General features: G+C 36.9%; 11 protein-coding genes and 2 pseudogenes. 9 read left to right on the plus strand and 4 right to left on the minus strand.

Annotation, left to right across the window (positions count from 1 at the left end):
* Window positions 1-378: 378 nt before the first annotated feature.
* Both LCF57_RS08375 and LCF57_RS08380 read left to right on the plus strand, forming a co-directional pair.
* Entirely contained in the window at window positions 379-963 is a 585-nt protein-coding gene (locus tag LCF57_RS08375) for a TetR/AcrR family transcriptional regulator (RefSeq protein ID WP_028402269.1), read from the plus strand.
* Window positions 964-1,022: 59 nt separating this feature from the next.
* Window positions 1,023-2,849, plus strand: coding sequence for an alpha/beta fold hydrolase (locus LCF57_RS08380; protein ID WP_028402270.1), 1,827 nt, complete (start codon window positions 1,023-1,025; stop codon window positions 2,847-2,849).
* A gap of 288 nt (window positions 2,850-3,137) precedes the next feature.
* Here LCF57_RS08380 and LCF57_RS08385 read toward each other — a convergent pair.
* Window positions 3,138-3,308 (minus strand): annotated as a pseudogene (locus tag LCF57_RS08385) (IS6 family transposase); the annotation flags it as partial.
* A gap of 771 nt (window positions 3,309-4,079) precedes the next feature.
* On the opposite strand from LCF57_RS08385, the pseudogene LCF57_RS08390 reads away from it, so the two are divergent.
* Window positions 4,080-4,760: pseudogene (locus tag LCF57_RS08390) on the plus strand (IS3 family transposase); the annotation flags it as partial.
* Between the two features lie 60 nt (window positions 4,761-4,820).
* Here LCF57_RS08390 and LCF57_RS08395 read toward each other — a convergent pair.
* The 3 genes from LCF57_RS08395 to LCF57_RS08400 all read right to left on the minus strand — a co-directional run bounded on the left by LCF57_RS08395 (window position 4,821) and on the right by LCF57_RS08400 (window position 5,598).
* Window positions 4,821-5,027, minus strand: coding sequence for a DUF4181 domain-containing protein (locus LCF57_RS08395; protein ID WP_318840639.1), 207 nt, complete (start codon window positions 5,025-5,027; stop codon window positions 4,821-4,823).
* Window positions 5,024-5,158 (minus strand): hypothetical protein, encoded by a 135-nt coding sequence (locus LCF57_RS27535; protein ID WP_264083543.1) that lies wholly within the window; start codon window positions 5,156-5,158, stop codon window positions 5,024-5,026. The genes LCF57_RS08395 and LCF57_RS27535 overlap by 4 nt, the downstream gene beginning before the upstream one ends.
* 77 nt (window positions 5,159-5,235) lie before the next feature.
* Window positions 5,236-5,598 (minus strand): hypothetical protein, encoded by a 363-nt coding sequence (locus LCF57_RS08400; protein WP_226000280.1) that lies wholly within the window; start codon window positions 5,596-5,598, stop codon window positions 5,236-5,238.
* Window positions 5,599-6,207: 609 nt separating this feature from the next.
* On the opposite strand from LCF57_RS08400, the gene LCF57_RS08405 reads away from it, so the two are divergent.
* The 6 genes from LCF57_RS08405 (at window position 6,208) to LCF57_RS08430 (ending at window position 12,650) form a co-directional block, all read left to right on the plus strand.
* Window positions 6,208-6,801: a chloramphenicol phosphotransferase CPT family protein gene (locus LCF57_RS08405; RefSeq protein WP_226000289.1), complete on the plus strand. Its 594-nt coding sequence runs from the start codon at window positions 6,208-6,210 to the stop codon at window positions 6,799-6,801.
* Between the two features lie 1,160 nt (window positions 6,802-7,961).
* A complete protein-coding gene (locus LCF57_RS08410) occupies window positions 7,962-8,132 on the plus strand; it encodes an aspartyl-phosphate phosphatase Spo0E family protein (RefSeq protein WP_226000281.1) in 171 nt (56 codons plus the stop codon).
* 139 nt (window positions 8,133-8,271) lie between these two features.
* The gene (locus tag LCF57_RS08415) at window positions 8,272-8,607 is read left to right on the plus strand and encodes a hypothetical protein (RefSeq protein WP_226000282.1); all 336 of its coding nucleotides are present in this window, start codon (window positions 8,272-8,274) and stop codon (window positions 8,605-8,607) included.
* Between the two features lie 734 nt (window positions 8,608-9,341).
* Window positions 9,342-10,349, plus strand: coding sequence for a hypothetical protein (locus LCF57_RS08420; protein WP_226000283.1), 1,008 nt, complete (start codon window positions 9,342-9,344; stop codon window positions 10,347-10,349).
* Between the two features lie 1,126 nt (window positions 10,350-11,475).
* Window positions 11,476-12,255, plus strand: a complete 780-nt coding sequence (locus tag LCF57_RS08425) for a hypothetical protein (RefSeq protein WP_226000284.1) — start codon at window positions 11,476-11,478, stop codon at window positions 12,253-12,255.
* Between the two features lie 50 nt (window positions 12,256-12,305).
* On the plus strand, window positions 12,306-12,650 hold the full coding sequence (locus LCF57_RS08430) for a hypothetical protein (protein ID WP_014600096.1): 345 nt from the start codon (window positions 12,306-12,308) through the stop codon (window positions 12,648-12,650).
* Window positions 12,651-12,775: the final 125 nt, after the last annotated feature.

Consider the following 12,775-nt stretch of genomic DNA (forward strand, 5'->3'; position numbering starts at 1 on the left):
TCTAAATAAAGAGAAGGGTTTGCAATAACTTCCGCTAACGATAATTATGTAAATGAGCTGACTTATTTTATTCTTTGCTTAGCGTGGGGTTTTTCTAAAATGCTGGCGATGCCCTTTGTACTCTGAATAATGGTTTTCCGGTTATGTCTGTTAACCGGAAAATTGAAATATCAAATCTATTTCCTAAAGTGACACTTGACTGGAAGCCCCTAATTTTTAGTTCGATCACAATATATTCGGATTGGGTATTTATCCAGGCTCGTACTTCTATGGGGAATTCTTTAGGAGTATTGATACCTCCATAGTGATTTTTATATTTGTATGCATTTCATCAATCATTCCCTTGACTCTCCACTTGTAGTACTGTATAGTACTAATATGAAAAAAAATACACTTAGTAATAAAGATATTGCTCTGCAATCCGCTTTTACATTGTTTCTTACTAAAGGTTTTCTGGCAACAAGCATGGACGACATAGTCGCACGTAGCAAAGTTTCAAAAACGAACATTTATTATTATTTTAAGAGCAAGGAGGAGCTGCTGCTCGCTATTGTTAATCAGTTGATAGCACATTACGAGCAGCGAATTAATTATATTGTGTCTCAAACTGAGCTCACCGTTCAGGAGAAATTAGAAGCGGTACTCCACATTTTAAGCGATACTATTGAACAAAATAACTACCTTGGCGGTTGTCCTTTCCTGACTCTGTATACACAGACGCCTATTGACGCGGTTGAAATTAGAGATAGAATCAAGAGTTTTTTTGAAAAACAGCTGCATGGTGTTGAATTGATTTTAGCCCAAGGGATTGCACGACAAGAACTAAAGGAAGAGCTGCCCGTTAAACAAACAGCTATGTTGATTGTCTCCTCTATTGAGGGTGCTCTCTTCTTGGCTCAAGCTTCTAACAACCAAGATATGATCAAAAATTTATTTCCTGCTTTAGCTTCCATGCTAAAGTAATATTTTTAGATATATTAGTACTAGTTAGTACTATAAAATAATAAAGGAGTGTTTTTATTATGAATATCTTCATGACCGGCGGAACTGGTTATATTGGACGTCATTTAATCGCTGAGTTAGCTTCTCAGCATCAGATTTATGCACTTGTACGTCAAAAAAATCGTCTTCTTACCATCATCAATCAACTGGCACCCGATCAACAGAACAACATTGTTCCTGTTATCGGTGATCTAACACAGCCTCGATTAGGTTTAAGTGATGACAGCTACAAGCAATTACTTGCAACTGATCTAATTATTCATGCAGGAGGTCCAATGAATATTGAGTTGAACCTCAGTGAAGCTGAGCAGTCTTTCCTCGCCCCTGCAAAATCCCTTGCTCGGCTAGCACAGGATATCCACGCTGCAAAAGAATTAAAGCATTTTATCCATGTCGTAGGCTTTATGAGTCCCTATCATGAACAAAATGCATTGTTGGATCTAGATCATTTGCTGGACAATCAACCGCCTTATGAAAAAATGAAGTTTTTAGCCGACTCTTATATACGAAAATCTCTTCATAACATGAGCATTCCCTTATCTACTGTTAATCCTAGTGTAATCGTCGGAGACTCCTTCTCAGGGAAAACAGAACAGATTGGAGGCCTTAGTATCTTAGTCGATGCCGTAAGGCGAAATCTTATGTCGCTTGTTCCAGGCGGCGACGATTATTGGTTACCAATGGTTCATATTGATCATGTGGCTTCGTTTATTTCAAAACTTGCTAATACAGAAGGGTTATCAAGCAATACCTACTATCTTTTAGATTCTAAGCAAGAGAGTCCGTCGATCCGAACTTTCATCAAACTCATGGCACACGAATTGCAGACAACAAAGCCGTTAGGAACTATACCGCTTCCGTTATTGAAAACTGTGCTTAGAATGGGTGCTGGTAAGATGCTTGGTATTCCTAAAGAATCCATGAGTTTTCTTGTTAAGTCGGAATTCCCTGTTTACAGTAAATTAGAAATAGAACAAAGGAACGGCAGAAATTCATTCGTAGTTCCGTCCACGCTCCCTTTTATCATTAGTGATTTGGATTATCGGTTAAATCATTTAGGCCTGAATCAAAATGAGCAGAAAGATTTTAGTCAACGAAGAAGGGCTAACTTAGTTTCGCTAGAGAAAGATAGGAATGAAACGCCTATTATTTTTCTTCATGGGACGTTCAGCAATGCCGATGCCCTTTTGCCCCTCTCACAATTTTTAAGCAGTTTAAATACTTGGTTCGTAGATTTACCTGGATTTGGGCGTACCCCTTATCACCATAATCCTTCTGTGCTAGAAGGCTATGTAGAGAGCATTTCCACTATGATCACTGAGTTGAACAGACCCGTTATATTAGTGGGGCATTCATTTGGCGGATTGATTGCGGCTCAAGTGATGGAACGGCTGCCCTCACTGATCAAACAACTCATTTTATTGCAGCCAGTACTGCATCCTATCCAACCTAAATATAGATTTCGACGTATTACAAGTTTCGTTCTAAAATATATGGAGCCCGCCCGTTTGGAAAAAGAGCTACTTCAAGCCAATAGCTTCAGAACATCCAGTCAGTTATTGAGTAATTACGCTCATTCTGTGGTCCGTGATTTAAAATCCCCCCGTATACGCAAAACTAACGCTACGGTCATGTCTTGCTTAACTATATCAAAATCCATTCAGTTAAATCCCGAGACATGGGATAAGAGGAAAATTAAGATACTATGGGGAGCTTTGGACAAAGATCATCATGTCCCAAAGCAGTTTGAACACTTGGATATTACACGTATTCAGTACGGTCATCAGTTTCCTGTTGAATCTCCTGAATTAACTGCTCAATGGATTTCTCAAGCTGTAACAGTATAAAGGTTCTTTTGATAGTATTGATGGAGGTGTGGATTGTCAACACAAATTCAGACTGCTTTTTTAAGGGCTCGTTTTCTGAACTCAACTGGACTTAAATAACCTAAAGTTCCATGAACATGATGATGGTTACTGTTGCAAAGTTTGAAAAAAGCATAAACAGGTTGGTAAATGAAGAACAATGTTTAGGAAGTAGCTAGTAATTGTTGAAGTTCATTGCACGTTGAAAAGGCGGAGTCTCTTTGAAGACTTCGCCTTTGTTTATATAGGGCATGAATGGTTTCATAAGCGTGCAGATTTATTTTTTACTTTCCAAATTTGATAGATGGGATTGCCATATTCATGAATCCATCGCATGATGGTTGTTGGGTGCACTGAAATACCACGTTCTTTCAGGATTTCAGATACATCACGATAACCTAAAGAAAAACGGCAGTAGTAGCCGACAGCTACTAAAATAATATCTTACTTGAATTGTTTTCCTTTAAAATATCTCATGTCTGATTCTCCTAGATCCTGTTTTCTAGAGTGTAGCTTCATGTAGAAAATTTTGCAACAGAACCAGTGCTCCGATACTTATTTTATTATAAAAAAATGGATATTTTGGTAATTATCATATAGTAATAATTTAGGAGGAGCTTTATGCCAATCATTACATCATTATTATCACAATACTGGATAAGCTACAACCCGCTTTGAGTACAGTATTAAATCCAACTGACTATAAAAGTCTCATTATTGCTAGGGACAATGGGCTAAGTGTTCCTTTTTACTGGCTTAACACACACCCAGATCTAGTGATTATCATTGTCTAAATAATCAAAATTATATTAGGGATATCTATAATCAGTTGATTTTACAAGGTTTCTTTTCAAACTCTATATTTTTTATTATGAAAAAAAATAGAAAACTTTTCTAAACATACATAAGTTTCCTGAAGATAAGGTTGTTTATGGTGTTATTACGGTAAGTATCATTTATTATTTGTTTGGATTATTGCTGGTTTTCGCCGAGAAAGGGAAGAAACAATTTTAAGAAAAAGTGGCTTACTTTATGCTGAAATTTGCTTAGTGTATATTTTCGTTAAAATGTTGAGCGGTACCCCATGCCCATCAACCTAACAGAACAGGTTGCCCCCAAAACGAAAATTTCATCTTTTCATAGGTGTCCATGGGAATTTAGTTCATTTTTTTCGTTTTGGGGAACAATTAATTTCTTAAGTTGATGGGTATGCGGATTCACCCCTATTTTGGTTATCTGCGTATGAACTTTGCTTTACGTAGAGAAGGTATCTTGGTCAATCGCAAAAAGGTGTACCGCCTAATGAAGAAATTGGGAATCCGTTCCCTCATTCGAAAGATGCGGCGCTTTTTCGGCAAACAGGCATCTGTGGCAAATGCCAACCGATTAGATCGACAATTTCAGGCAGATTCTCCTTTATCCAAGCTGGTTACCGATATTACATACATACGAGCTGGAGAGCGGTTTGTATATCTCTCTGTCATTCAAGATCTGTTTAACAATGAAATCGTGGCTTGGCGTCTTTCGGAACGAAATGACCTTGCTCTAGTTAGCGAGACGCTAGACGTTCTAAGTAAAAACATGATCATGGAGGGTGTCATTCTCCATTCAGATCAGGGGTTTCAGTATACCTCCAAGCCGCTTAACCGCAAACTTAAGCGGCTTGGAATGCTTGGGAGCCATTCAAGGCGTGGAAATTTCCTAGACAATGCCTGTATAGAATCCTTCTTTTCCCATCTTAAAACAGAGAAGATTTATTTAACGAAACCTGGAACCCTAGCGGAGGTAGAACAACACGTACGGGAGTACATTTCATTATATAATGAAAATAGATTTCAAAAAAAATTAAACAACCGTTCCCCGATTGAATACCGAGAAACGGTTGCTGCTTAAAGATGTCTTTTTAGTTCTGTCTACTTGACAGGGGTATGACCAAATTGTGCGGTTTTTTTGTTAAATTAAAACGTAAACAATTGTACCAACTACAGATATGGCCATCATCAATAGTGAAATAATATGTTTTTGTGAACTTCGAATATATTTCCATTGGAAGATAGATCGAACACCGAACACTAGAATAAGTAATACGCCAATCCAAACATATTTATAAGGTTCTTTAACAAAAAGAACTGACAAAATTACCACAATACCCCCAATCACAATGAACCACCTGTATGGGATAAAACCATCCGTGTCTGATATCTTCTCATCTGTTCTGTTTTGCTGATAATTTTATCCAGAACAAATTGAATCACAGCTGCAATAAATAATACAAGAGCAAAAGTCGTCATTGGTATCACCTTCTTTTTCAATTCAACTATACTACACGAATACAAATTTTTCTTTTATGCATCAATAAACATATGATCTAATTCTGTCCTTTTCTTCTGATTTCAAAAATATTCACGCACACACCAATAAGTAAATTTAGCTCCGCAAGCAGAAAAATTAATTGATCTGACCATGAAAAGTCCTTAGTTGAAAATATGGATATGATAACTCCGGATGAAATGAGAAGCATAAATAATTCTACAACCCAATCAGTTATCCTATTGATCATCCCATTTTTCTGATATGTTGCATGAATAGCACGTACAATTAAACGGATTATTAATAATGCTAATAACCAGTTATAAAGAGCATTCGGATAATTATATGAAATTCGCAAAACTAGACTAGCTATGAGCCATACCAAAAGAACAAAAGTTAAATAATAAGGATTTTTTAGCATCGTTCTTTCCTCTCGCCGAATTTACAGTTATACAATTATTATACAATGTTTGTGTGTAAGTTTACTAAAAAAGCATAATTCGTATAGGAAAGTATCTCGGAAAAGGTCATTGTTTAGAAAGGTGTTTCTGGAGGAATCGGGGAGCGCCCTTTTTTAATGAGCTGGTTGTAACCCTAAAGGCTGGTTTGAACCAGCTACGATACCTGTAGAAAGTGGTGGGCTTCCCGATCGGCAAGTAAGGGAGCGAGCAGGACAAGAGTGGGGAGACTGGCTCATGCTACTGGCTCTAATGCGGCATGAGCGTTCTCCTTAGAGCCAGTACGTGCCGCTGGACCGCTATTCATGCCGGATAACTAGACCGCTATGGCCGGGCGAGAGCACCCCGGCCAAGGCGCTCTACGTTCCTGGCATTCAGGTGATTGTAAATGGAATATAATGAGGAGGACGTAGCCCAAGCAAAGGCGCGGGAGCGTTCTTTTTATTGAACTAACTGACAGGATAGTTCAACCGTTTCTCGAATATTCTCTGAATTGGATAATTTAATGAACTTTGTGAATATCACGTTATCTGAAAGATACGAAATAATTATTTTTTGAAGGGATGATTAAATTGAAGCAAGGGATATTAGTTTTTCTAAATGGAACTTCAAGTTCCGGAAAGACCTCCATATCGACTGAACTGATAAATCAGAAAGAGATCCTTTTTTATCATTTATCAATTGATGATTTTTTTAATAATTACTATGATTTTATTAATAATAAATTTCCAGATGATCCTCCAAAAGAAATAGATCATCAAGTTGTCTCACAAATACTTGATGATTCCATATTATCAGTGTACCATTCGACAATTAAATTGTTATTAGAATTGGGTTTTAATGTAATAGCTGATACCATAATCGACAATGACAAGAGGTTTAATGAGTTTCTTGATCAATTTTTCGATCAGCCTACGTTATTTATAGGTGTAATATGCTCAGAAGAAGAACTCATAAAAAGAGAGCAAACAAGAGGAGATAGACAGATTGGACTAGTAGCTTCACAGTTTAGCAAAATATATTGTTTTGATGAATATGACCTCGAAATAAATACTGAAGAGATGAATCCAAAAGAATGTGCCGAAAAGATATTAAGTTTTATTAAGTCCAATAAGGAATACTCGGTTTTTAAGAAATTAAGTAAAAGAAATGTTAGTGTTTCCTAGATGGCGTATCCATCAGATAACACTATATTCAAACATTGGGGCTATCGCCTCTCGGTCTGCCCGAGGGATTTTCGGAATTAAGCTAACGAGGAACGTTAGTTCAATAAATAGGCTTTTACCACTTTTGAGCAACATGCTAAAATACCGTAGTACCAGTTAACCTCTGAGTCTAATGTGGAGCTTAGAAAGACAAGTATTTGTGGTAATTGGAACCGTATTAGAAGGAATTACCCTTAATAGACGTATATATAATTGTGCAGTGACCTCTCAGGGAACAACCGCCCAGAATAGGTTTGGAGTCGGCAGGATATCCTCCTGGACTTCTTTAACAGAAATGAGGCGCTCCATATTTTTGGCGCTGCACATTTGATGATTATTCAACCTGACGAAATGACAGGTTTTTTTGCGTAGAAAAATACAGAACTTATTATTAATTAAAGACATACGCGGGTAGCATCTTATTGATTTTTACACAACACTTGTGATTCTATCAAAAATATTATACATTTAAACACTTGTCGAATATTGTTAGTTCTTGGATGAATAAAAAATGTATAATTATACCCATAGTTTGATTCAATTCCGAGTGAAGATCAAGTTATTGGCTTTACGAATTGGAAATCATTAAGCTGGCCCTATTATCTTCAACCAATAACAGGAAGGCGACTGAATAATAACAGTTGCCTTCCTGTTTTGTAGTTTTACCATATTACTGCCTGAGTAAATTTACTCAATATGTGCATTTAACAAGTTAGTGAATATATGGTTGTCATACGAATGAAATAAATCGTGGGAGTTCTCAACGAACTCAATATTCTTGTTAATTACTCCTTTTACATAGGGTTTAATATCATGTGGAACAAAAAGTCCAAGTGGTTGAATGGTAAGATGTTTACACCGTTCTATAGCCTTATAAAAACTAGCCAACTCATACGGCATGGCAGATCCACAGAGTACAAGCAGATCAGCCGATATAAGATATTACATGGGGCGGGAAGCCATTATGAGCTGGTCACATGGCGAGTATGTAGAGTTTGATCGGCAGAGCAGCTATTACGAGCAGCATGAGGATGCAGAAACCGAGATGTATAACCAGCTTGGTCTGACAAAGTAGAGGCTACCCGAGCGGCCTTGAATCCCTTTAGAAAGGTGGTCGTTGCATGAATAATGTAGAGCTAATACAAAAGATGGAGCGAGAGCGCCAAGAACTACATGAGCTGGTCGGGCGCTATGGGATTCAACACACACTCGTCATTAGCAAGAGTGTACAGTTGGACCAAACGTTAAATGTTTTTCAGCGGCTGAAACCAGAAAGAAAGTCGACTGTATAGCAGTACAGACGACTTTCGGGGCGAGCGGCATACCAGGCATGAACCGCGAACATATAGCAGAGAAAACCAGAGCGGCGTACTGTTCTGATTCTGCGGCACTTACACTAGTTTGGCAGTCACCGAGAAGGGAGCTAGAGCAATGAGGGTGAAGAGAATAAAGGACCTTTCAAATCAAGAGTTAGTAGCTGAATATAGCGTTATTGTGGCTAAAGAATCTTCATGGATACCATGCCCGAACGGGAGAGGAATCAAGAAATTTGAAAAGACGATGCAGCGAAGCCAGCTGCTTCGTATAGAGCTGTTAAGCCGCTTGGGCGAGCCGGAGGAATCTATTTTTGCTTACGCTTGGGAAAAGGAAACATGGGCAGCAGATGCCAAGCGTTCCAGCCAGCTTCAAGATCACCTCAGAAGTTGGAAAATCGATAAGAAGCGGGCGCTCACGCTCTCAGACGCTATACAGGTAGCTATTTTTTAGGTGCATTTGATGAAGTCGGCCATGCGAACTATGTTTTAAAGAACGGTGAAGCTGTAGGCAGTTCACAGGAAGTAGAGGAACTGAAGGAAACTGCCCGTAAGGAAATGCGCCTAATTCGAGCATTTATACGTAAACATACGCGTTCGCGTCTGACTAAGAGGTAGAGAGTATCCTTGGTTGGATGTTCCCCGTCTTTAACATGGGAGCGCTCTTTGAATGACAAGTGACTAATTTCCTACTTTACAATATAAAAAGGAGGAATTTTGATCTAATTTGGCGTATTATATTATTGGCATAATTTACATCCTAAGTGAAAGCGGGAAGTTTATCATTTTTTGAAATTGCGTGATATTGATTTTTACATGGAATTGGTACTAAATTTATCGAACAGTTGAAGAAACGATATAAATAGGAGAGAAAACGAGGTTTAGACGATCCCTAATAACGAATATATCGACTTTGTATCTGGACATATATAGGTTAAGAGAGGGGGGGAATCCGATTATTATAGAGACGGACAAAAAATTAGCTATTTTGATGTTTATCGTTTCTTTATAATCAGCGTGTTAATTTACTATCTGAGACATTGAATTTCAATTTCAACTCCAATTCTTTTTACGGATGCGGTGCCAAGTGGTAATTGAAAATGAGATGATGAACTTTTTGTTTTTTTATGGAGAGGATTAGCCAGGATCAAGTCATATGTGAAATGAAAAAGGGGTAAAATTAAATTTATGAAAAAGATTCTTGTTTTACTAATTTTGCTAATACTATTAGGTGTTACTGCTTGCAGCAATCAAGATCCATCTGAATCTTATAAACAAATAGATTATGATTCAACGTCAACAAGTGAAGTTACAAAAGAACAATTTGTTCTAAAAAAAGTAAATTTACAATATGGTAATCAGCAGTACACGAATATACATGATGTCTCCACAAGCAGGTATGCCTTTGAGCAAGATGACAGATTAACAGTCTCTTCTCAAACGAAACCAAGTAATTATTTCGATACTCCAAAAATATATGTGTCAGTAGGAAAAGATGGAAACTGGGTATCAAAAGATTTAGCATTAGGTCAATTAGAGCAATATGCTGATGGGGTTCCTGGTGGCTTTATCTTTGCTGATAAGGAATCATATTCAGTAAAGTACCTAGACAGCAATAATAAAATTCAAGTACATTCTTTTGTTGATAATGGAATAGACAAATCTTGGAAACTGGATAAAGTTGTATTGACATCCAAGGGGTACGCTTTAAAATTTGACAATGGAGAGTCTGTGAAGCTCATTTTATGTGGGGATTATGAACATTCTATAGATTTTAATATTAAATTTAAGGTTGATTCATCGTCAAATTTGAATTTTCAATATGTAGACCTGAATTCTGGTGATATTATAGCAACAGCATCAGCATATTCAAGCATGTTTGTACTCAATCTTAAAACTGGTGAACCACAATTTGACAATCTGGGTCAACCTAAAAAATATCCACAATTACTTGGAGATTTTATTGGAAAATCAAAGAGTGGTCAATGGCTTTATGTTGAACATTCAGATGATATAGTAAGAATTGGATACCTAGACGATGAACTTCGCTTCGTCGACTATTCAACTATAGAAGGTGTACCTGATCCACATTTAGGTGATAAGTATTTTTTGGATGGGAAAGAGTTAAGAATGATAGGGACTTACAAGTATAGAGGAAAAGATTCTATTTATGAAGCCCTAATTGATATAAATTAACTGTTAGATAAGCAGTTTTGGTGAAAAAAAACTTGCTGCTTTGTTACGAGAAAGGTGCCTTGAAGAGTGTGGTTTAAATATGATGTATAGGAGCGATTAGATCAACTGTGGCTCTGTAGAAGAGCAAAATAAGGATACAGATTAAATTAGAGACATAATAAGTATAAAAGCCGGTGATCCTACTACAGAGTAGTTCACCGGCTTTCATTTTAATGGCCATCGGTATTCTAATATAAAATGCTCATGGTTATGATACTAATGATGGGGCTAGTCACATTTTTTCGTCCTTACTAGCTTGGAACTTTTCTATTAACTCAGCAATCCTATTTGAATGTTTTTCCGACAGTTCATTCTTCAATTCAGATAATTTTTCTTGCCATTCACTTTTTACTCGAAACTCTGCTTCTTTAATCTCTATGGCTTTTTCCTTTATAAATTTCAGAGTATTCGCTCAAATTCCTTCTTAATCTGTAATCTACATTCCATATACTAACATTTATTATTGAAAATTATGTAAAAAGAGCGAAGGAGATTGTTGATGTCTTAGGTTATCCTTAAGCCTTTGGGTGTGCCCCTTTTATGTGAAAAAAAATCGGTGGAATCGAATCTCATACTGACCGAATAAGTCAGACTTTCAATAGGCTAAAAAATATGTTTGTAGTTTCTCATATGTAGGTAGAGCTTGTAATCATTTTAGGTAAAATCAACCCCACGAATCAACCGAAAGGTTGATTCGCATTTTTTAGTTGAGAGTTTAAAATAAAGACGTAAATTAGAACAATATCTACTTGAATAAACGATAAAGAAAAACTTTTAGCTTGGGTATCATAATTCTGTCAAAAGCCGTTGAAGACAAATGGTAGAATAATCTTTAGAAATTACTACCAAAAAAGTTTTTAATTAAGTTAATATTTACTTTTGTTATAAAAATAACCATTATTGCATATGGAGTTATAAATTATAAATAGAACATTTATGATGAAAATTGTATTCTTAAATTTCTCAGTGATAGCTTGACGAGTTATCGCCTTCTAACTACGATCCAATTCCTTCCGTACATCTTGATTTTACATATCTGATTTACCAAAACCGCAACACCACTTTTTAAATGAGAGGAGTTATTAATATGGCACAAGTTATTCCGAGTTTAGAATTAAAATGGGGGTTTCCGTATACCTCTCCTAATGGAACAGAGCCTTCGCCTTATATGTACCAAATTGATTTAAATCATGAAGTAGGACCAGGTATGCTGTTCCATGATTGTTTGTTGAAAATTGCAAATGCTCACAAAGAACACGAAAATGGGAGCACCTATTCCTGTTATGGAAGTTGGATTGGTGAAGGAGTAGTATGGCTAATGTATCCATTAAATGACGCTGACGGACGTGAAAAAGCGCCCTCTGATAAGGAAATTATGTATGAAATATACGGCGAAAAGGAAGGCAAAGAATGCTTAGAAGCGTTTGCTTCTACGCTGATTTCAAGTGAAAGCAAGTTGCTAAAATACTATCCTACGGCCAGTAACCCTTCAAAAGAAAAGGAAGAAACGCCGTTGGAGTATATTTATTACGCCATCGTCCAGCTCAATGAGCTAACTGACACGGAAAAATATCAAGAAATGGTATCCAAAGCAGTTCAAGCCCATAATCAGCACAGTCAAGGCTTAAACTGGGTAACCTATGTCGAAGAGGGGACAAATCATCGCATGCTTCATCTATATGTGCCGATGAGAAGCTTCGGTGAAATGGATCATTGGCAAGGTCTAAGGGATATTTTAAGCGTATATGGAAGTGAAGAGGCAAAGAGAATTTATGACTCACTCCTTTCCGGCGTTGAAGACTACAAATCATATTTGATGACTTTCGTACCTAGTTGCGATAATTCCGGTTGTGAATTCGTTGAGTAGTAATCTAAATATATGATTATTTTGAACTTTAAAAAAGGAGTTGTTTACTTATGGAACAATTTTTATATAACCTTGATTTCTATATAATACCAAGCAAAAAAACTCAATTTGAAGAAAACTTCACCAAAATCCTTGTGGCACATAATAATCATCCTCAAGGACTGGGACACAGGCTGACATTTTACCGGACGTTTATTGGTGGAGATGACGTTTTGTCATTGACGCTTCCAATGGAGTCGTTGGGTGATATGGATCTATGGATGCATACACCTGAAATTGTTATTGAGTATTTCGGTCAGGAGGAGGGAATCCGTATTCTAAACGATTACTCTGCGGCTATGAAGATATGGAAGAGCAAAATTACAAAACGCTTCGAATTTAACACAGCAATTTAACAAATGCCGCCATCGATGGATCGGTGGCGGCATTATTCACTCTATCATTCCAGCCAATCTTATCTAAAAGTGTTCCTTCCCTTTTCAAAAGAAGAAACACTTTTTAATTATACATGGCTTTTTAT

Source organism: Paenibacillus sp. BJ-4 (assembly GCF_020404765.1).
Lineage (GTDB): Bacteria > Bacillota > Bacilli > Paenibacillales > Paenibacillaceae > Paenibacillus.